This window comes from Streptomyces sp. Y1, from assembly GCF_041053115.1.
GTDB lineage: Bacteria > Actinomycetota > Actinomycetes > Streptomycetales > Streptomycetaceae > Kitasatospora > Kitasatospora rubellomurina.
This window is the reverse complement of record NZ_CP163445.1, coordinates 2,536,200-2,556,882: the sequence shown is the minus strand read 5'-3', so window position 1 is coordinate 2,556,882 and position 20,683 is coordinate 2,536,200. Positions and strand designations below refer to the sequence as shown.

16 protein-coding genes are annotated in these 20,683 nt (G+C 74.0%); 14 read left to right on the top strand and 2 right to left on the bottom strand.

What is annotated here, in order from left to right; translation table 11 throughout:
* Positions 1-12 precede the first annotated feature (12 nt).
* Together rnc and mutM are read left to right on the top strand one after the other, a co-directional pair.
* A complete protein-coding gene (gene rnc, locus AB2U05_RS10650; RefSeq protein ID WP_045702530.1) occupies positions 13-801 on the top strand; it encodes a ribonuclease III in 789 nt (262 codons plus the stop codon).
* 53 nt (positions 802-854) lie between these two features.
* Positions 855-1,733 carry a bifunctional DNA-formamidopyrimidine glycosylase/DNA-(apurinic or apyrimidinic site) lyase gene (mutM, locus tag AB2U05_RS10645; RefSeq protein ID WP_045702527.1) on the top strand — a complete coding sequence of 293 codons (879 nt, stop codon included), beginning with the start codon at positions 855-857 and terminating at the stop codon, positions 1,731-1,733.
* Positions 1,734-1,751: 18 nt separating this feature from the next.
* On the opposite strand, the gene AB2U05_RS10640 is transcribed toward mutM, so the two are convergent.
* Positions 1,752-2,672: a hypothetical protein gene (locus AB2U05_RS10640; protein WP_045702525.1), complete on the bottom strand. Its 921-nt coding sequence runs from the start codon at positions 2,670-2,672 to the stop codon at positions 1,752-1,754.
* A gap of 349 nt (positions 2,673-3,021) precedes the next feature.
* On the opposite strand from AB2U05_RS10640, the gene AB2U05_RS10635 reads away from it, so the two are divergent.
* From AB2U05_RS10635 to ftsY, 6 genes are all read left to right on the top strand, one after another.
* Positions 3,022-4,362, top strand: coding sequence for a hypothetical protein (locus AB2U05_RS10635; protein ID WP_369183092.1), 1,341 nt, complete (start codon positions 3,022-3,024; stop codon positions 4,360-4,362).
* Positions 4,363-4,496: 134 nt separating this feature from the next.
* Complete coding sequence (locus AB2U05_RS10630) at positions 4,497-5,000, top strand: winged helix-turn-helix transcriptional regulator (RefSeq protein ID WP_369183091.1); 504 nt, start codon at positions 4,497-4,499, stop codon at positions 4,998-5,000.
* Positions 5,001-5,027: 27 nt separating this feature from the next.
* The gene (locus tag AB2U05_RS10625) at positions 5,028-5,327 is read left to right on the top strand and encodes an acylphosphatase (protein ID WP_045702521.1); all 300 of its coding nucleotides are present in this window, start codon (positions 5,028-5,030) and stop codon (positions 5,325-5,327) included.
* Between the two features lie 398 nt (positions 5,328-5,725).
* Positions 5,726-5,929, top strand: coding sequence for a hypothetical protein (locus tag AB2U05_RS10620; protein WP_045702518.1), 204 nt, complete (start codon positions 5,726-5,728; stop codon positions 5,927-5,929).
* Between the two features lie 177 nt (positions 5,930-6,106).
* Complete coding sequence (smc, locus tag AB2U05_RS10615) at positions 6,107-9,688, top strand: chromosome segregation protein SMC (protein ID WP_369183090.1); 3,582 nt, start codon at positions 6,107-6,109, stop codon at positions 9,686-9,688.
* Positions 9,689-9,736: 48 nt separating this feature from the next.
* Positions 9,737-10,948, top strand: a complete 1,212-nt coding sequence (gene ftsY / locus AB2U05_RS10610; RefSeq protein ID WP_045700230.1) for a signal recognition particle-docking protein FtsY — start codon at positions 9,737-9,739, stop codon at positions 10,946-10,948.
* Between the two features lie 94 nt (positions 10,949-11,042).
* On the opposite strand, the gene AB2U05_RS10605 is transcribed toward ftsY, so the two are convergent.
* Positions 11,043-11,720, bottom strand: a complete 678-nt coding sequence (locus tag AB2U05_RS10605; protein ID WP_045700229.1) for a bifunctional DNA primase/polymerase — start codon at positions 11,718-11,720, stop codon at positions 11,043-11,045.
* A gap of 611 nt (positions 11,721-12,331) precedes the next feature.
* Between AB2U05_RS10605 and AB2U05_RS10600 the strand changes: the two genes are divergently transcribed.
* From AB2U05_RS10600 to AB2U05_RS10575, 6 genes are all read left to right on the top strand, one after another.
* Complete coding sequence (locus AB2U05_RS10600) at positions 12,332-13,786, top strand: hypothetical protein (protein ID WP_045700228.1); 1,455 nt, start codon at positions 12,332-12,334, stop codon at positions 13,784-13,786.
* A 277-nt stretch (positions 13,787-14,063) separates the two neighbouring features.
* On the top strand, positions 14,064-15,410 hold the full coding sequence (locus AB2U05_RS10595) for an ammonium transporter (protein ID WP_045700227.1): 1,347 nt from the start codon (positions 14,064-14,066) through the stop codon (positions 15,408-15,410).
* The gene (locus AB2U05_RS10590) at positions 15,407-15,745 is read left to right on the top strand and encodes a P-II family nitrogen regulator (protein WP_045700226.1); all 339 of its coding nucleotides are present in this window, start codon (positions 15,407-15,409) and stop codon (positions 15,743-15,745) included. Before AB2U05_RS10595 ends, AB2U05_RS10590 begins: the two co-directional genes overlap by 4 nt.
* A gap of 108 nt (positions 15,746-15,853) precedes the next feature.
* A complete protein-coding gene (locus AB2U05_RS10585) occupies positions 15,854-18,331 on the top strand; it encodes a [protein-PII] uridylyltransferase (protein ID WP_369183089.1) in 2,478 nt (825 codons plus the stop codon).
* Between the two features lie 112 nt (positions 18,332-18,443).
* Positions 18,444-20,009: a signal recognition particle protein gene (ffh, locus tag AB2U05_RS10580; protein WP_045700241.1), complete on the top strand. Its 1,566-nt coding sequence runs from the start codon at positions 18,444-18,446 to the stop codon at positions 20,007-20,009.
* 79 nt (positions 20,010-20,088) lie between these two features.
* A complete protein-coding gene (locus AB2U05_RS10575) occupies positions 20,089-20,631 on the top strand; it encodes a GNAT family N-acetyltransferase (protein ID WP_045700224.1) in 543 nt (180 codons plus the stop codon).
* The last annotated feature ends 52 nt before the right edge of the window (positions 20,632-20,683 follow it).

The following is a 20,683-nucleotide window of genomic DNA, read 5'->3' as shown; positions in this document are numbered from 1 at the left end:
GTGTACGGATCGATGTCGGACGGTAACTCCACCCGCAAGGCATCCGGTGCCTCGAAGGGTTCTTCGGGCAACGGCAAGGCCGGCGGGCCGGCTTCGACCGAATACGACGTTCTGGAAGGGCGCCTCGGGTACACGCTCGAGCGCGCCCTTCTGGTACGTGCCCTGACCCACCGCTCGTACGCGTACGAGAACGGTGGTCTGCCCACCAACGAGCGCCTGGAGTTCCTCGGCGACTCGGTGCTGGGCCTCGTGGTGACCGACACCCTCTACCGCGTCCACCCGGACGTCCCGGAGGGCACGCTCGCCAAGCTGCGCGCCGCGGTGGTCAACTCCCGCGCGCTCGCGGACGTCGGCCGCGGCCTCGAACTCGGCGCGTTCATCCGGCTCGGCAAGGGCGAGGAGGGCACCGGCGGCCGCGACAAGTCGTCGATCCTCGCGGACACCGTCGAGGCCGTGATCGGGGCCGTCTACCTCGACCGCGGTCTGGAGGCGGCGACCGAGTTCGTCCACCGGCTGTTCGACCCGCTGATCGAGGAGTCCTCTCAGCTCGGCGCCGGCCTGGACTGGAAGACCAGCCTGCAGGAGCTCACCGCCTCGGTGGGCATCGGCGTGCCCGAGTACGTGGTCATGGAGTCCGGTCCGGACCACGAGAAGACCTTCACCGCGGCGGCCCGGGTCGCCGGCGAGGACTTCGGCAGCGGCGTCGGCCGCTCGAAGAAGGAAGCCGAACAGAAGGCCGCCGAGAGCGCCTGGCGCGCGATCAAGGAGAAGTACGCCGACCGGCTGCCCGCGGGCAGTTGATCGCGAAGTAGCCTGTCCTCCTGCCGGTTTCTTCTCGCAGGAGGACAGTTTCCGTGCCCGAACTCCCCGAGGTCGAGGTCGTCCGCCGAGGTCTGGCCAGCTGGGTCGCCGGCCGGACGGTCGCCGACGTCCAGGTGCTGCACCCGCGCGCCGTGCGCCGCCAGCCGGCCGGCGCCGCCGACTTCACGGCCCGGCTGACCGGCACCGTCCTCGGCGCCGCCCAGCGCCGCGGCAAGTACCTCTGGGTGCCGCTGAGCGGCTCCGGGGCGGGATTCTCGCTGATCGGCCACCTCGGGATGAGCGGCCAACTCCTCGTCCAGGACCCGACCGCGCCGGACGAGACCCACCTGCGCGTCCGGCTGCGCTTCACCGACGGCGGTCGCGAGCTGCGCTTCGTCGACCAGCGGACCTTCGGCGGCCTGGCCGTCGAGGAGGCCGAGGAGGGTGACCCGGAGGGCACGCCCGTCTCGATCGCGCACATCGCCCGCGACCCGCTCGACCCGCGCTTCGACGACGGGGCCTTCGCGGCCGCGCTGCGCGCCAGGCGCACCACGGTCAAGCGCGCGCTGCTCGACCAGACCCTGATCAGCGGCGTCGGCAACATCTACGCCGACGAGGCGCTGTGGCGCTCCAGGCTGCACTACGACCGGCCGACCGCCACCCTCACCCGCCCGCAGGCCGCCCTGCTGCTGGCCAACGCCCGCGAGGTGATGACCGCCGCGCTCGCGGTCGGCGGGACCAGCTTCGACAGCCTGTACGTCAACGTGAACGGCGAGAGCGGCTACTTCTCCCGGGACCTGGACGCCTACGGCCGCGAGCACGAGCCCTGCCGCCGCTGCGGCACCCCGATCCGCCGGGCCGCCTGGATGAACCGCTCCAGCTACTTCTGCCCCCGCTGCCAGCGCGTGCCGCGCACCCGCAGCGGGGGCTGAAAGCGCCCGGAGCGCGCGCTACTTGTGCGCGAGCTCGGGGTGGTCGGCGGCCGGCTCGGCGGGCCCGCCGTGGCCCTCCTGGCCGAAGTAGGCGACGCCGACCGCGGAGACCACCGCGAGCAGGAACCCGACCACGCCGAGCCAGGCGAGGCCGGACTTGGAGGAGTCGCCGAGCCAGATCACCCCGACCGCGCCGGGCAGCACCGTCTCGCCGACCACCAGCGCGGCCGTCGCGCCGTTCACCGAGCCGATCTGCAGCGCCACGGTGTGCACGTACATGCCGCCGAGGCCGCCGACCAGGACGGCGTACAGCGCCGGGTCGGAGAGCAGCGGACCGAGCTCGAACGGGGAGACGCCGTTCAGGACGCGCACGCCGACGCCCAGCGCGCCGAAGCCGAGGCCGGAGAGCAGACCGGCGAGGATCGCGCCGTTGGCGCCCATCCGCCGCACCAGCAGGCCGCCGCCGACCAGCAGCACGGTGATCGAGATCAGCAGCCACCAGTGGAAGGACATGTCCGCGTGGTGGCCGCCCTCCGGGCCGGCCGAGACGGCCAGCAGCACCAGCGCCGAGCACAGCACGCCGATCGAGGCCCACTCCAGCTGCTTGAGCCGGATGCCCAGCAGCTTGATGCTGAGCACCGCGGTGATCACCAGGTTGGCGCTGATGATGGTCTGGGAGAGGAACAGCGGCAGCAGCCGGGCGGCCAGCGCGCCCAGCGCGAAGCCGATCAGATCGAGCACCGTGCCGATCATGAACTCCCAGGTCACGGCGGCCTTGGCGGTCGAGGAGAGGCTGGGCCCGCCGTGCTCGGTGGTCGAGGTGGTGACGCCCTTGGCGGCCTCCTCGCGGGCGGACCGGCGGGAGCCGACGGCCTGCAGGACCGAGCCGGTGCCGTAGCAGGCGGAGGCCGCCACGGCGGTGACGAGGCCGATGATCACCGGGTGCTCCGATCGGGAGAAGGGTCAAGAACAGGTAATGGGCGACGAGTACGGGGACCACTATGCCCGGTCGCGCGGTACGGTCGGCACACACCCCGTGCCGCTCCCCAGCCGCCGCCGAACCGCTTCCGGACCGCTTCCGGACCGCTTCCGGTTCCGCGCCGGGCCCGCCGGGACGTACGTCCGGGAGTTCGTGGCGGTTCCCGCGCCCCGGCCGCCTCAGGGGGGAATCGGGGAAACATCATCCCCGGGAAGGGGAGCCGACCCGGCGGACGGCGGGGAATCCCCTCATCACCAGTATGCGAAGGGTATGGCGTGCTTCGACGCCGCTCGCGGTAGCGTCGGGGGCATGAGAACCCTTGCACGACGTACCCGGGGCGCCGGGCCACTTGCCCTGGTGGCGGCGCTGCTCGGGGTGATGCTCCTGCTGGCGCCCTCGGCCTCGGCCGCCGGCGGCCTGAGCGACGCGGCGGCCACCCTGAAGAAGGGGCAGGTCTACGTCGCCCCGCAGATGCAGGACCGCTTCAGCCAGGCCCAGGCGGACGCGCTGACCAAGAAGATCGAGAAGGCCGACAAGCCGATCTTCATCGCGGTCGTCCCGGACGCCGCCAACAAGGACACCGTCCTCACGGACCTGCGCACCCTGGTGGGCATCGACGGCGTCTACGGCGTCTGGCGGGGCAGCAGCGGCTTCATGGCCCGCTCCGACCGCGGCGCGATGGCCGCCGGCGCCGCGGACCGGATCGGCAGCGCGGTCGGCCGCGCCGACAAGGGCGACATCAACGCCACCCTGAACGACTTCGTCGACCAGGCCGCCCCGCAGACCAAGGGCACCGGGGTCAACCACAGCACCTCGATCGCCTGGGTGATCATCCCGGTCGTGCTGGTCGCGCTGGCCGGCGCCGGCGTCTTCTTCCTCTTCCGCCGCGCCAAGAAGCGCAAGGAGGAGAAGGCCCGCGCCGAGCTGGAGCAGCTGCGCCGCGTCGTCGACGAGGACATCACCGCCTTCGGCACCGAGCTGGAGCGGCTCGACTTCAACCCGCGCGCCGCGGACGCCGACGACGCCCAGCGCGCCGACTACAGCAGCGCCCTGGACTCGTACGAGAAGTCCAAGCGGCTGATGGACGAGGCGAAGAAGCCCGAGGACGTCAAGCAGGTCACCGAGGCGATCGAGGACGGCCGGTTCCAGCTGGCCACCCTGGCCGCCCGGCGGGACAAGCGCCCGCTGCCCGAGCGTCGCCCCCCGTGCTTCATGGACCCGCGGCACGGCCCGTCCGTCAAGGACGTCGACTGGGCCCCGGCCGGCGGCGCGCCCCGCTCCGTCCCGGTCTGCCAGGCCGACGCGGACCGGGTCGCGGCCGGTCTCGACCCGGCGGTCCGCACCGTCGACACCGAGTACGGCCCGCAGCCGTACTGGAACGCCGGCCCGGCCTACGCGCCGTACGCGGGCGGCTACTACAGCGGCTTCGGCGGCGGCCTGCTGCCCGGCCTGCTGGTCGGCACCATGCTCGGCTCGATGATGAGCACCCCGGCCTACGCCGCGGCGCCGATGATGGACGGCCACCACGGCGGCTACCAGGACCAGTACGAGGGCGGCGACTACACCGGCGCCGACTTCAACGCCTCGGACTTCAGCGGCAGCGACTGGAGCGGCGGCGGCGACTTCGGCGGCGGTGGCGACGACTGGTGACGTCGCGCTGACCCGCGCCTGTCCCGCGCACGACCGTACGGCCCCGCCGGTTCCTCCGGCGGGGCCGTTCGTCGTCCCGGGGCGGGCCGGGCGACGCGGTTTGAGAAGGCAACCCGGTGTGGCAGGCTGGCACCGTGACCTCCGACACCCCGACCGTCCGGCCGCCCGCCGCCGTTCCCGGGCGGCCCTGCTCGATGGCGGCGGCGCTGCAGGTGGTCGGCGAGAAGTGGGCCCTGCTGGCCGTCCGCGAGCTGTTCTTCGGCAACCACCGCTTCGACCGGATCGCCCGCAACACCGGCGCGCCCCGCGACCGGCTGACCGCGCGGCTGCGGGCCCTGGAGGAGGCGGGCGTGGTCGAGCGCCGCCCGTACAGCGAGCGGCCGCCGCGCTACGAGTACCACCTCACCGAGGCGGGCCGGGACCTCGCCCCGGTCGCGCAGGCGCTGCGCACCTGGGGCGACCGCTGGCTGGTGCCCGAGTCGCCGCTGACCTTCACGCACCAGCCCGAGGGCGGGGAGCCGCACCCGTACGAGCCGGTCTTCGTCTGCCGCACCTGCGGGCAGCGGGCCCGGCGCGGCGAGCTGCACACCGAGGTGCACACGCCGGGCTGGGCGGTCGAGGGGCCCGTCGAGCCCTGACCGAGGTGCGGCATCTAAGGTCGTTGCATGCACGGTCGCGAAGCCCACAGTGAGGAACCGGTCCGGGTCACCGCCTGGGTCCGGGGGAAGGTCCAGCAGGTCGGCTTCCGCTGGTGGACCAGGGCGCGGGCGCTGGAGATCGGCCTGACCGGCTACGCGAGCAACCTCGGCGACGGCCGGGTGCAGGTGGTGGCCGAGGGGCAGGCCGCCGACTGCGAGCAGCTGCTGGCGCTGCTGCGCGGCCCGGACACGCCCGGGAACGTGACCGGCGTGACGGAGATCTGGACGGCGGTCGGCGCCGGTTATCCGGGCTTCGAGATCCGCTGACCCGCTGGTCGCCGCCCCCACGCGAATCCGTGCGCAACGAACGGTGTCATGAGGTTGCCATCCGGGCAGACTCGTGGTTGACTCCGCATCGACGATGATCCACGAGTACGAGGGTGGACCGGCCCGAGACCGCCAGGCGTGACCACACCGCCAGGCAGGTGACAGGGGCGCGGTAGCGTGCGGTGATCGTGTTGACCCGTACCGTCTTTGGTGAGACGCTGGAAGCCCGCGCACACGACCGCGTTCTCCCGGCCGGCGCATGCCCTCGTGAGCCCAGCTCACGGTGGTTGTGCCGGGTGCCCAGTCGGCACTTCCGGTAGCGGATCGCGCGTGCGTCCCCCTTCCCCCTAGACCTGTACCGTTCCGGTTCGGTCACTCAGCGTGGAGGACCATTCATCATGGCAAAGGCGCTTCTCGGGTACGTCGGCGGCCCCGACCCGCGAATGCTCTCCGAGATGCGACGGCTGCAGCAGCGCGTCCAGGACCTGGAGGCCGAACTTCTTCGGATGCAGGCTGAGAACGACGCTCTCACCGCTGTCGCTGACGAGCACTCGCTGCTCAACAGCATCGATCTGGACCAGCGGGAGCCGGCTCTCACCTGAGCCCCGCCCCGGTCCACCGCAGGTCGACGCAGCTGTGCACTGAGCCGCCCCGAAAGGGACGCAGCTTTGCAAGGGACGCCCGGATACGGCGTCCCTTCGTCGTGTCCGGGGGCCGGGCGGGTCGCTCGCCGGGGATACAGTCGGTCCCTGCCGTGAGCGAACGAGGAGACCGACCGCGTGCACCTGAAGAGTCTGACGCTGCGCGGGTTCAAGTCCTTCGCCTCCAGCACCACCCTGCGCTTCGAACCGGGCATCACCTGCGTGGTCGGCCCGAACGGCTCCGGCAAGTCGAACGTCGTGGACGCGCTGTCCTGGGTGATGGGCGAGCAGGGCGCCAAGTCCCTGCGCGGCGGCAAGATGGAGGACGTCATCTTCGCCGGGACGAGCGGGCGCCCCCCGCTCGGCCGCGCCGAGGTCAGCCTCACCATCGACAACGGTGACGGCGCCCTGCCGATCGACTACGCCGAGGTGACCATCACCCGGACGATGTTCCGCAACGGCGGCAGCGAGTACGCGCTCAACGGCGAGACCTGCCGCCTGCTGGACATCCAGGAACTGCTCTCCGACTCGGGCATCGGCCGCGAGATGCACGTCATCGTCGGCCAGGGCCGGCTCGACTCCGTCCTGCACGCCGACCCGATGGGCCGGCGCGCCTTCATCGAGGAGGCCGCCGGCGTCCTCAAGCACCGCAAGCGCAAGGAGAAGGCGCTGCGGAAGCTGGACGCGATGCAGGCCAACCTCAACCGCGTCCAGGACCTGGTGGGCGAACTGCGCCGCCAGCTCGGACCGCTCGGCCGGCAGGCCCGGATCGCCCGCCGGGCCGCCGGCATCCAGGCCGACCTGCGCGACGCCCGGCTGCGGCTGCTCGCCGACGACCTGCTCACCCTGCGCCGGGCCGTCGAGGCCGAGGTCGCCGACGAGCTGGCGCTGCGGCTGCGCCGCACCACCGTCGAACAGGAACTGGCCCGCGCGGTGCAGCGGGAGTCGGTGCTGGAGGCGCAGGTGCAGCGGCTCGGCCCAAGCCTGGAGAGCGCCCGGCAGACCTGGTACCGGCTCTCCGCGCTCGCCGAGCGCACCCGCGGCACCATCGGACTGGCCGAGGCCCGGGCCCGGCACGCCGCCGCCGGGGGCGGGGCCGAGGAGCGGCGCGGCCGCGACCCCGAGGAGCTGGAACGGGAGGCCGCCCGGGTCCGCGAGGAGGAGGCCGCGCTCACCGAGGCGCTGGAGGAGGCGCAGTACGCGCTGGCCGAGGCGGTCGAGCGGAAGCACGAGCTGGAACGCGACCTGGCCGCCGAGGACCGCCGGCTGCGGGACGCCGCCCGGGCCATCGCCGACCGCCGGGAGGGCCTGGCCCGACTCCAGGGGCAGGCCGCCGCCGCCCGGTCCAGGGCCGCCGCCGCCGAGGCCGAGACCGGCCGGCTCGCCGAGGCCCGGGACGAGGCGCTGCTGCGGGCCCGGGCCGCCCAGGACGAGTACGAGCAGCTGGACGCGCAGGTCGACGGCGGCTCCGGCGGGGGCGCGGAGGAGGCCGAGGCCGAGCTCCGGGCGGCCCGCGAACGGCTCGCCGAGCTGGAGCGGGACCTGGCCGCCGCCCGGGAGGCGGCCGGCGCCGCCGAACGCGAGCGGGCCGGGCTGACCGCGCGGCACGAGGCGCTCTCGCTCGGCCTGCGCCGCAAGGACGGCACCGGTGCCCTGCTGGACGCGGGGGAGCGGCTGACCGGGCTGCTCGGGCCGGCCGCCGCGCTGCTGCGGATCGAGGCCGGGTGCGAGGTGCCGGTCGCCGCGGCGCTCGGCGCGGCCGCCGACGCGGTGGCCGTCGCCTCGCCCGCCGCGGCCGCCGAGGCGCTGCGGCTGCTGCGCGCCGAGGACGCCGGCCGCGCCGCGCTGCTGGTCGCCGGGGCGCCCGACGTCCCGTACGCGATCGGCGAGTTGCCGGAGGGCGCCCGGTGGGCGGCCGAACTGGTCGACGGGCCGGTCGAGTTGACCGCCGCGCTGCGGGGCCTGCTGGCCGGCGTCGCCGTCGTCGGCACGCTGGACGAGGCGCTGGCGCTGGTCGCCGGACACCCCGGGCTCGCCGCCGTCACCGCGGACGGCGACCGGCTGGGCGCCGGCTTCGCGCACGGCGGCTCCGGCGGCGCGCCGAGCCTGCTGGAGACCCGGGCGGCGGTGGACGAGGCGGCCCGGGCGATCGACGAACTCGCCGTCCGCTGCGCCGAATCGGCCGAGCGGCTGGCCGAACTCACCGCGCTGCGCCGGGCGTCGGCCGCCGAGCTGGAGCGGCTCGCCGAGCAGCGGCGGCAGGCCGAGCGGGCACGGGCCGAGGTCGCGGGCGCGCTCGGCCGGCTCGGCGGGCAGGCCCGCGCCGCCGCCGGCGAGGCCGAGCGGCTGTCCGCCGCGGCCGCGCGGGCCGAGCAGGGCGTGGCCGAACTGCTCGCCGCCGCCGAGGAGTCGGCCGAGCGGCTGGCCGTCGCGCAGGAGTCGGCCGAGTCGGGTGAGGACGAGCCCGACCAGGCCGAGCAGCAGCGCCTCGCCGAGGCCGCGAGCGCCGCCCGGCAGGCCGAACTGGAGGCCCGGCTCGCGGTCCGCACCCACGAGGAGCGGGTCCGCGCGCTGGCCGGCCGGGCCGACCAGCTGGACCGGGCCGCCCGCGCCGAGCGCGAGGCCCGGGCCCGGGCGGCCGAGCGCCGCCGACGCGCCGCGCACGACGCCGCGGTGGCGACCGCCGTCGCGGCCGGCGCCCGGCAGCTGCTGGCCTGCCTGGAGGTGTCGCTGGCCCGCGCGGACGCCGGGCGCGCGGCCGTCGAACAGGCCCGCACCGAGCGCGAGCAGGAGCTCCGGGAGCACCGCGAGCACGGGCGGGGGCTGAAGGAGGAGCTGGACAAGCTGGTCGACGCCGGCCACCGGGACGAGGTGCTGCGGGCCGAGAAGCGGCTGCGGATCGAGCAGCTGGAGGCCCGCGCGCTGGAGGAGTTCGGCATCGACGGCGGCGAGCTGCTGGCCTCGTACGGGCCGGACCGGCTCGTCCCGCCGTCGCCCCCGGAGGACGGCGGGGAGCCGGGGGAGCCGTACCCGTACGTCCGGGCCGAGCAGGAGAAGCGGCTCAGGGCCGCCGAGAAGGCCTACCAGCAGCTCGGCAAGGTGAACCCGCTGGCGCTGGAGGAGTTCGCCGCGCTGGAGGAGCGCCACCGGTTCCTCGGCGAGCAGCTGGACGACCTCAAGCGCAGCCGGCGCGACCTGCTGGACATCGTCCGGGACGTGGACGTGCGGGTCGAGCAGCTGTTCACCTCGGCGTACCACGACACCGCCGCCCAGTTCGAGGGCGTCTTCGCCCGGCTGTTCCCGGGCGGCGAGGGCCGGCTGGTGCTCACCGACCCGGACAACATGCTCACCACCGGCGTCGAGGTGGAGGCCCGGCCGCCGGGCAAGAAGGTCAAGCGGCTGTCGCTGCTCTCCGGCGGCGAGCGCTCGCTGACCGCGGTGGCGCTGCTGGTGGCGATCTTCAAGGCCCGGCCCAGCCCGTTCTACGTGATGGACGAGGTGGAGGCGGCGCTGGACGAGACCAACCTGCGCCGGCTCGTCGGGATCATGGAGGAGCTGCGGGAGAGCTCCCAGCTGATCGTGATCACCCACCAGAAGCTCACCATGGAGTCCGCCGACGCCCTGTACGGGGTGACCATGAAGGGGGACGGCATCTCGCAGGTGATCAGCCAGCGGCTGCGGGACGAGCACCGCGAGCGGCCCCGAGCGGTATCCGTGTAGTCCCGCTGCGGTCCTTTCGGGCTCCGGTCACGGATACTGGGACGCGTTATGGAATTCGTGATTCTTGCCGTAGTCATCGCCGTGGTCGCCATCGGCGCGATCGCCGGCCTCGTCGTTTCCGGCAGACGACGCCAGCAGCTGCCCCCGAAGTCGCAGGCGCCGGTCATCACGGCGCCGAAGCCCACGCCGCAGGAACCCCAGGTCGGCGAGGAGGCCGCGCCGCCGACCGAGGAGCCGCGCCGCACCGTCGAGGAGGTCGAGCTCCCCGAGGCGCCCGAGGCCGTCGAGGTCGAGGCCCCCGAGGAGGCCGAGGCCGCTCCCGCCGTCGAGGTCCCCGAACCCACCGCCGGCCGGCTCGTCCGGCTGCGCTCCCGGCTCTCCCGCTCGCAGAACTCGCTCGGCAAGGGCCTGCTCTCGCTGCTCTCCCGCGAGCACCTGGACGAGGACACCTGGGAGGAGATCGAGGAGACCCTGCTCACCGCGGACGTCGGCGTCGCCCCCACCCAGGAGCTGGTCGAGCGGCTGCGCACCCGGGTCAAGGTGCTCGGCACCCGGACGCCGGACGAGCTGCGCGGCCTGCTGCGCGAGGAGCTGGTCGAGCTGATCGGCACGGACGCCGACCGCACCGTCCACTCCACCAAGCACGAGGAGGGCCCGGCCGTCGTCCTGGTCGTCGGCGTCAACGGCGTCGGCAAGACCACCACCACCGGCAAGCTGGCCCGCGTCCTGGTCGCGGACGGCCGCAAGGTGGTGCTCGGCGCGGCCGACACCTTCCGTGCCGCCGCCGCCGACCAGCTGCAGACCTGGGGCGAGCGGGTCGGTGCCCGTACCGTCCGCGGTCCGGAGGGCGGCGACCCGGCGTCGATCGCCTTCGACGCGGTCAAGGAGGGCATCGCCGAGGGCGCGGACACCGTGCTGGTCGACACCGCCGGCCGGCTGCACACCAAGACCGGCCTGATGGACGAGCTGGGCAAGGTCAAGCGGGTCGTCGAGAAGCACGGCCCGGTGGACGAGGTGCTGCTGGTGCTGGACGCCACCACCGGCCAGAACGGGCTGATCCAGGCCCGGGTGTTCGCCGAGGTGGTCGACATCACCGGCATCGTGCTGACCAAGCTGGACGGCACCGCCAAGGGCGGCATCGTGATCGCGGTCCAGCGCGAGCTGGGCGTGCCGGTCAAGCTGGTCGGCCTCGGCGAGGGCGCGGACGACCTGGCGCCGTTCGAGCCGGGTGCGTTCGTGGACGCGCTGATCGGGGACTGAGGCTTCCCGTCCGGTGAAGGGTCCGCTCCCGTGGGGGGCGGGCCCTTTCGCCTGCCCTGAGCCGTTCCTGCGGGTCCTACGAGTCCTACGAGACCTACGAGGCGATCCACGCGGGCTCGGCGGTGCGCTCGCGGCCGCGGTGGCAGGCGTAGGCGAGGGTGCCGAGCAGCAGCCGGGCCTCGGGCGGGCAGCCGGCGTTGTCGCGGGTGGGGCGGCGCAGCCAGCGGACCGGGCCGAGGCCGCCGAGGACGGTGGGCGGGGCGGCGACGTAGCTGCCCTCGCCGTGGCAGGTGAGGTCGAGGGCGGCGTCGTCCCAGCCCATCCGGTACAGCAGGTCGGGCAGCCGGCGGGCGGTGCCGGCGGCGACCAGGAACTGCAGCCGGCCGGTGGGGGAGGCCAGCACCGGGCCGACCTGGGTGCCCATCCGCTCCAGCCGGACCAGCGCCTGCAGGCCGGCCTGCTCGGGGACGTCGAGGACGTCGAAGGCGCGGCCGGTGGGGAACAGCACCGAGGCCTCGGCGCCGGCGGTGCGGGCCCGGCTCTCGGTGCCCGGGACGGGGTGCAGGCCGGGGGCGGCGCAGCGGACGGAGCCGCAGGGACAGCGGGTCGGGGCGGCGTCACCGCCGGCCGGTTCGCCGGTGGCGACGGCCCAGCCCCAGCGGCCGGTGTACTCCGCGGCGGCCTGGGACGCGGTGACCTTGGTGCGGCGGCGCACGCCCAGCGGTGCCAGGCGCAGGTGTCCCAGCCGAAGTTCGCCGAACAGGTTGTCCATGCCTCCCCCAACAGGTTCTCGTTGCCGGTGGTTACGGGATGGTGACTGTGTGTTGATTGTCCGTTGCGTGGTGCGTGGTGCGGTGGCGGCGCGCGCCACGCGGCGTGCGCCTGTTGCGGTGGTGCGCCTCGGGCGCCGCCTTGTGCGGGCGGCGCGGATGCCGGATCGTCGGGTGCGCGAGTCGGTTGCCGACCCGAGTGGTCGGTGAACTCGCCTGTGGCTTCGGTGGATTGCCGGGCCTGTCGGAGCTGCCGGGGTGCACCGGAGGACTTGGCGGCCCGCATATGCCGGACCGTTCGGAGCTCCCAGTCAAGCGCGTGCCCCTCTGCTTCGGTTCCCTCCCGGGGGTGGCGAAAGGTGGCGTTTCGCCAGGGCCGCTCCCATCGGTGCCGCGCCGGGCGTTACGTTCAGCATGCGGGCGTTCTCGAGGCGTCGACTCCGGGCCGACAGGAAACGGGAGTTGGGGATCTGACGGACCGTCCGCGAGGATGGCACGCCAGTGCGAAGAAGCGTTGTTCACCACAGGCACGGCACGTCTGGCAAGAGCCCGCAACCGTCGGGCGGTCACGATCGGGGGCCCCGCAGGGGCCGGGCGGGATGGGGACGTTCCCATGGCAGAGAAGCAACCCAACGAGAAGCTGACCACGTGGTTCGCCCGCAGCGGTTGGTCCAAGGGGGAGTTGGCCCGCCAGGTCAACCGCCGGGCCCGGCAGATCGGCGCCCTCCACGTGTCCACCGACACCTCCCGGGTGCGCCGCTGGCTGGACGGCGAGCAGCCGCGCGAGCCGATCCCGAAGATCATGTCGGAGCTGTTCTCGGAGCGGTTCGGCTCGGTCGTCTCCATCGAGGACCTGGGCCTGCGCGCCGCGATCCCGGTCTCCACCGTGGGCGGCGGCGTCGACCTGCCGTGGAGCGGCCCGCAGACCGTCCAGCTGATCAGCGACTACTCCCGCAGCGACCTGATGCTCAACCGCCGCGGCTTCCTCGGCACCTCGCTCGCACTGACCGCCGGCGCCGCGCTGATCGAGCCGATGCAGCGCTGGCTGGCCCCCGGCCCGACCGGCGTCCCCACCCCGATCCTCACCGCGGCCAACGGCGGCGAGCCGTTCACCGGCCGGCTCTCCGAGCCCGAGCTGGAACTGCTGGAGCAGACCACGGTCATGTTCCGCCAGTGGGACGCGCAGAACGGCGGCGGCCTGCGCCGCAAGGCCGTCGTCGGCCAGCTGCACGAGGTCACCGACCTGCTCCAGGAGACGTACCCGGAGCTGACCACCAAGCGGCTGTTCCGGCTCACCGCCGAACTCGCCCACCTGGCCGGCTGGATGTCCTACGACGTCGGCATGCACCCCAGCGCGCAGAAGTACTACGTGCTCGCCCTGCACGCGGCCAAGGAGGCCGGCGACCGCCCGTTCGGCGCGCTGATCCTCACCGACATGAGCCGCCAGATGATCCACCTCAACCGGGGCGAGGACGCCCTGGAGCTGATCCACCTGGCCCAGTACGGCAGCCGGGACACCGCCACCCCGCGCCAGCAGTCCCTGCTGTACGCGATGGAGGCGCGCGCCTACGCCACCATCGGCGAGGTGAACCGCTGCGCCCGGGCGATCCGGCTGTCCGAGGACACCTTCACCGACATCCGGGAGGGGGACGAGGAGCCGGACTGGCTGAAGTTCTTCTCGCCGGCCGAGCTGAACGCGGAGAACGCGCACTCCTTCCGCGACCTCGCGTACCACTCGGACAACTCCGAGCTGTACGCCTCGCTCTCCGCGCCGGTCATGGAGCGCGCCGTCGACCTGTTCCGCCAGGACGACGACCACGTGCGTTCGTACGCCTTCAACCTGATCGGCATGGCCAGCGTGCACCTGCTGCAGAAGGAGGCCGAGCAGGCCGTGGTGATGGCCGAGCAGGCCGTCGAGATCGCCACCAAGGTGCGCTCGGAGCGGCTGAACTCGCGGGTCCGCAAGACCACCGAGGCCGCGGCCGAGCGGTTCAAGGGCGTGGACGCGGTGTCGCGGCTCAAGGAGCGCGTCGTCCAGGACATCCCCGAGTACGTGTCGGTGGTCTGAGCCCGGCCCCTCCGTCGTGAACGCCACCGGCCGCCGTCACGGTCGGTGGCGTTCGTGCGTCCGCCGGGAACTCGACGGCGGACCCTAGCCCGTCCGGCCGGGCGGCACGGCGGCGTTCACGCGGCCGTAACCCGTGCGTCGCACGCTTCACGGCCGTGAAACAACCGGCCGCACCAGCCGAAACCAGCCTTCGGCACGCTCCTCCTCATCGCCGACACCCCGGGTGGCACGGGACAGGACCCGGGTGTGGATCGGTTTTCACGCAGAGGAGACGCCGATGCCGGACGGCTTCAGCGCGGGCGACACCGCCTTCGTGCTCATCAGTGCGGCCCTGGTCATGGTGATGACCCCGGGCCTGGCCTTCTTCTACGGGGGCATGGTCAGGGCCAAGAGCACCCTGAACATGCTGGCGATGAGTTTCCTCTCGCTCGGCATCGTCACCGTGCTCTGGGTCCTCTACGGGTACTCGCTCAGCTTCGGGCCCGACTCCTTCGCCGGCCTGATCGGCAACCTGGACTTCCTCGGGATGCGCGGCATCGGGCTGAACGACCTCAACGGGACCATCCCGGTCACCGCCTTCGCGATGTTCCAGCTGATGTTCGCGGTCATCACCCCGGCGCTGATCAGCGGCGCCATCGCGGACCGGGCCAAGTTCGCCGCCTGGGGCCTGTTCGTCGCGCTCTGGGTGAGCATCGTCTACTTCCCCGTCGCGCACTGGGTGTTCTTCACCGACAACGGCAACGGCGGCTGGCTGGGCGACCGCAACGGCGTGATCGACTTCGCCGGCGGGACGGCCGTGCACATCAACGCCGGCGTCGCGGGCCTCGCGCTCTGCCTGGTGCTGGGCAAGCGGGTCGGCTTCAAGAAGGACCCGATGCGCCCGCACAGCCTGCCGCTGGTGATGCTCGGCTCCGGCCTGCTGTGGTTCGGCTGGTTCGGCTTCAACGCCGGCTCGGCGCTGGCCGCCAACGGCGTCGCCGCGATGGCCTTCGTCAACACCCAGGTCGCCACCGGTGCGGCGCTGATCGGCTGGCTGGCCTACGAGAAGCTCAAGCACGGCTCGTTCACCACGCTGGGCGCCGCCTCCGGGGCCGTCGCCGGCCTGGTCGCGATCACCCCGGCCTGCGGCTCGGTCAGCCCGCTCGGCGCGGTGGCGATCGGCCTGATCGCGGGCGTCGTCTGCGCCGCCGCCGTCTCGCTCAAGTACCGCTGGGGCTTCGACGACTCGCTCGACGTGGTCGGCGTGCACGCGGTCGGCGGTGCGATCGGCTCGCTGCTGATCGGCCTGTTCGCCACCGGCGGGGTCGGCCAGGCCGCCAAGGGACTGTTCTACGGCGGCGGGCTGGAGCAGCTCGGCAAGCAGGCGATGGGCGTGGCCGTGGTCGCCGCGTACTCCTTCGCCGTCTCCTGGCTGCTGGCCAAGGCGATCGACAGGACGGTCGGCTTCCGGGTCGCCGAGGAGGTCGAGGTGGCCGGCATCGACCAGGCCGAACACGCCGAGTCCGCCTACGATTTCAGCGCCGTGGGTGCCGGACTGGCCCGGGCCGTCACCGGCCTGACCGGAGCCGCCGCCGAGAGGACCGCCGTGAAGCCCGCCGAGAAGACCGAGGTCGACGCCCGATGAAGCTCATCACCGCCGTGATCAAGCCCTACCGCCTGGACGAGGTGAAGGCCGCCCTGCAGGCCTTCGGAGTCCACGGCCTGACCGTCACCGAGGCCAGCGGCTACGGCCGCCAGCGCGGCCACACCGAGGTCTACCGGGGCGCCGAGTACACCGTCGACCTGGTCCCGAAGGTCCGGATCGAGGTCCTGGTCGAGGACGAGGACGCCGACGACCTGATCGAGGTCCTGGTCAAGGCCGCAAGGACCGGCAAGATCGGCGACGGCAAGGTCTGGAGCGTCCCGGTCGACACCGCCGTCCGGGTCCGCACCGGCGAACGCGGCCCCGACGCCCTCTGATCCGGCCCGGGCGGGCCCGTCACCCCTTCGGGGGAACGGGCCCGCCGGTGGCGTTTCCCCCTCGGGCTTGTCCGACAAGCCCCGGCACGACGGACGGGACCCACGCGCATGAGCACCCCCAGCAGTCCTTCCGCCCCGCAGGACTACCCCGCCGCCCGGGCCGCGCTGCTCGACGCCCCCGGCCCGGCGGGCCGCCCGCGCCGCACCGCGCTCGCCGGGCTCACCGACGACTGGCTGGCCGGACTGCTCGCCGCCGCCGGCGCCCCGGCCTCCGGGGTCGCGCTGGTCGCGGTCGGCGGCTACGGGCGCGGCGAACTGTCCCCGCGCAGCGACCTGGACGTCCTGCTGCTGCACGAGGGCCCGATCGCCCGCGAGCTGCCCGAGCGGATCTGGTACCCGGTCTGGGACGCGGGCGCCAAGCTCGACCACGCGGTGCGCACCGTCGCCGAGGCCCGTACCGTCGCCGCCGCCGACCTCAAGGCCCAGCTCGGCCTGCTCGACGCCCGCCACCTCGCCGGGGACGGCGCGCTCACCGCCGCGCTGCGCTCCGCCGTCCTCACCGACTGGCGCGCGAGCGCCCCCGCCCGGCTGCCCGAGCTGCGCGAGCTGGGCCGGGAGCGGGCCGAGCGGCACGGCGAGCTGTCCTTCCTGCTGGAGCCCGACCTCAAGGAGGCCCGCGGCGGCCTGCGCGACCTGGTCGCGCTCGACGCGATCGCCGCCACCTGGCTCGCCGACGCGCCCCGGGACGGCCTGGACGCCGCCGCGCAGCGCCTGGCCGACGTCCGGGACGCGCTGCACCTGGCCACCGGCCGGGCCACCGACCGGCTCGGCCTCCAGGACCAGGACCAGGTCGCCGAGCGGCTCGGCGTGCTCGACGCCGACACCCTGCTGCGCCAGGTCTACGAGGCCGCCCGCACCGTCGCCTACGCGAGCGACGTCACCTGGCGGGCCGTCGACCGGATACTGGCCGCCCGCTCCGGCCGGGGCCGCCGGGTGGGCCGGCTGGCCATCCCGTTCACCGGCGCCGGCCGCGGCGGCGGCGCGGTGGCCCGCGGCGCCGTCGAGCGCCGTCCGCTCGCCGAGGGCGTGGTCGAGCAGGACGGCGAGGCGGTGCTCGCCCAGGGCGCCCGGCCGGCCGCCGACCCGGTGCTGCCGCTGCGCGCCGCGGCCGCCGCCGCCCAGAACGGCCTGACCGTCTCGTACGCGACGGTGCGCCGGCTGGCCGCCGAGTGCCGCCCGCTGCCGGTGCCCTGGCCGGACGAGGCGCGCGAGCAGCTGGTCACCCTGCTCGGTGCGGGGGAGGCGGCCGTCCCGGTGTGGGAGGCGCTGGAGGCGGAGGGGCTGGTCACCCGGCTGCTGCCGGACTGGGAGCGGGTCCGCTGCCGCCCGCAGCGCAACGCCGTGCACCGCTGGACGGTGGACCGGCACCTGGTGGAGACGGCGGTGCGGGCCGCCGCGATGACCCGCCGGGTGGCCCGGCCCGACCTCCTGCTGGTCGCCGCGCTGCTGCACGACATCGGCAAGGGCTGGCCCGGCGACCACAGCGAGGCCGGTGAGGTGATCGTCCGCGACCTCGCCGCCCGGATGGGCTTCCCGCCCGAGGACGTGCAGACCCTCGCGGTGCTGGTCCGCCAGCACCTGACCCTGGTCGACACCGCGACCCGGCGGGACCCGGACGACCCGGCCACCGTGGAGGCGATCACCAAGGTGATCGGCACGCTGCCCGAGCTGGAACTGCTGCACGCGCTCACCGAGGCCGACGCGCTGGCCACCGGCCCGGCGGCGTGGAGCGGCTGGCGGGCCTCGCTGGTCGACGGCCTGGTGGCCCGGGTCGCCGACCGGCTGGCCGGGGCCGGCAGCCCGGTCGTCGAGGCCGCGCCGACCGCGGAGCAGGAGCGGCTGGCCGTCGAGGCCGCCCGCACCGGCGGGCCGGCGCTGGCGCTGCGGGCCCAGGCGCTGCGGACCGGGGGACTGCGGGCGCCGTCGCAGGGGGACGAGCCGGGTGCCGACCCGGGTGCCGAGCCGATGGGCGTCGAGCTGAACCTGGCCGTCCCGGACCGGCCCGGGCTGCTCGGCACCGTCGCCGGGGTGCTCGCGCTGCACCGGCTGACCGTCCGCTCGGCGAGCCTGCGCGAGCTGGACCCGGTCGGCGCCGGGCCGGTGCTGCTGCTCGCCTGGCGGGTGGCCGCCGAGTTCGGCGAGCTGCCGGAGGCCGCCCGGCTGCGCGCCGACCTGCGCCGGGCGCTGGACGGCTCGCTGGACGTCGCCCGGCGCCTCGCCGAGCGGGACGCCGCCGCCCCGCGCCGCAAGGGCATCCCCACCCCGCCGCCGCTGGTCGCGGTGGCGCCCGCGGTGGCCTCGGCGACCGCGACGGTGCTGGAGGTGCGCGCGCACGACGCCCCCGGGCTGCTGCACCGGATCGGCCGGGCGCTGGACGGGGCGGGCGTGCGGGTGCGCACCGCGCACGTCTCCACGCTCGGCGCGGAGGCCGTCGACTCCTTCTACCTGACCGACCCGGCGGGCCGCCCGCTGGCCGCCCAGCGGGCCGGGGAGGTGGCGGCGGCGGTGCGCGCGGCGCTGGGCTGAACGGCCGTGCCGGCGGCGGTCGTGCAGGGGTGGAGACCGTTGCCGGGGCGGCCGGATACCCTTGTGGGCGACGACCGTACCGATTCCGATGCCGCAGAGGACCCGCGCCGACGTGTTCGACACCCTTTCCGATCGCCTCGCAGCGACGTTCAAGAACCTCCGGGGCAAGGGCCGCCTGAGCGAGGCGGACATCGACGCCACCGCCCGCGAGATCCGCATCGCGCTGCTGGAGGCGGATGTCGCGCTGCCGGTCGTCCGGGCCTTCATCAAGCAGGTCAAGGAGCGGGCGCTCGGCGTCGAGGTCTCGGGCGCGCTGAACCCCGCGCAGCAGATCATCAAGATCGTCAACGAGGAGCTCATCGCGATCCTCGGCGGCGAGACCCGCCGGGTGCGGTTCGCCAAGAACGGCCCGACGGTCATCATGCTCGCCGGTCTGCAGGGTGCCGGTAAGACCACCCTCGCGGGCAAGCTCGGCCACTGGCTGAAGAAGCAGAAGCACACCCCGCTGCTGGTCGCCTGCGACCTCCAGCGCCCGAACGCCGTCACCCAGCTCGAGGTGATGGCCGAGCGGTCCGGCGTGGCCTTCTACGGCCCGCAGCCGGGCAACGGCGTCGGCGACCCGGTGCAGGTCGCCCGCGACTCCATCGAGTACGCCAAGCAGAAGCAGTACGACGTCGTCATCGTCGACACCGCCGGCCGCCTCGGCATCGACGCCGAGCTGATGCAGCAGGCCGCGGACATCCGCGCCGCCGTCAACCCGGACGAGGTCCTGTTCGTCGTCGACGCGATGGTCGGCCAGGACGCGGTCACCACCGCGCAGGCCTTCCTCGACGGCGTCGACTTCACCGGTGTCGTGCTGTCCAAGCTCGACGGCGACGCCCGCGGCGGTGCCGCCCTGTCGGTGGCGCACGTCACCGGCCGGCAGATCATGTTCGCCTCCAACGGCGAGAAGGTCGACGACTTCGACGCCTTCCACCCGGACCGGATGGCCTCGCGCATCCTCGGCATGGGTGACGTCCTCTCGCTGATCGAGAAGGCCGAGCAGACCTTCTCGCAGGCCGAGGCCGAGAAGATCGCCGCCAAGCTGCGCGGCGGCCCGAAGCAGTTCACGCTGGACGACTTCCTGTCGCAGCTGGAGCAGGTCCAGAAGATGGGCTCGATCTCCAAGCTGCTCGGCATGCTGCCCGGCATGGGCCAGATCCGCGAGCAGATCAACAACATCGACGACAAGGACGTCAACCGGGTCGGCGCGATCATCAAGTCGATGACCCCCGCCGAGCGCGCCGAGCCGGAGCTGGTCAACGGCTCCCGCCGGGCCCGCATCGCCAAGGGTTCGGGCGTCCAGGTCGGCGAGGTGAAGAACCTGATCGAGCGGTTCTTCGAGGCCCGCAAGATGATGTCCGCGATGGCCTCCGGCAAGGGCATCCCGGGCATGCCGGGGATCCCGGGCATGGGCGGCGGCGCGAAGAAGTCCGGCAAGAAGGCCCCGCAGGCCAAGGGCAAGCGCAAGAGCGGCAACCCGCTGAAGCGCGCGCAGGAGGAGGCCGCGGCCGCCGAGCGCCGCGCGCTCGGCCCGGGCGGCGCCCAGGCCCCGGCCGACGGCGGCGCGTTCGGGCTCGGCGCGGGCAAGGGCCCGGCCGACTTCGAGCTGCCGAAGGAGTTCAAGGACCTGCTGTAGTCCTCACGAGAACCGGTCCTCGCCGGTTCTCGTGGCCGCACGGCCCGTTGCCCGGTATTCCGGGCGGCGGGCCGCTCGCATGTCCGATGATGTTGCCGTGCGAGTGATGATCAGGGCCCCGAGGCCCGAGGACAAAGCGCCCTACGCCGAGGCGGTCCGCCGCTCCGCCGACCACATCGGGCGGTGGAACCCGGTCGAGCCGGACGGCCTGCCGGACCTGCTGAAGCGCCAGGGGGCGGGCCTGCGGACCTTCCTGATCTTCGACCGGGAGTCCGGCGGGATGGTCGGCAAGGTGAACGTCGCCAACATCGTGATGGGCCGCTTCTGCAACGCCACGCTCGGCTACGACGCGTACCTGCCGTTCGCCGGCACCGGGCGGATGACCGAGGGCCTGCGGCTCGTCCTGGACCGCTGCTTCGCCCCGGCCGCCGCCGGCGGGCTGGGCCTGCACCGGCTGGAGATCAACGTGCAGCCGGAGAACGAGCGTTCGATCGCGATGGCCAAGCGGCTGGGCTTCCGGCACGAGGGCTACACCCCGCGGATGCTCTACCTGCAGGACGACTGGCGCGACCACGAGCGCTTCGCGCTGACCGCCGAGGAGTGGCCGGGCTCCGGCGGGTAGGGCGGGCCCCGAGGCCCGCGGCGGGGGTCCGGGCGCGGCGTTGCGGTTGGCT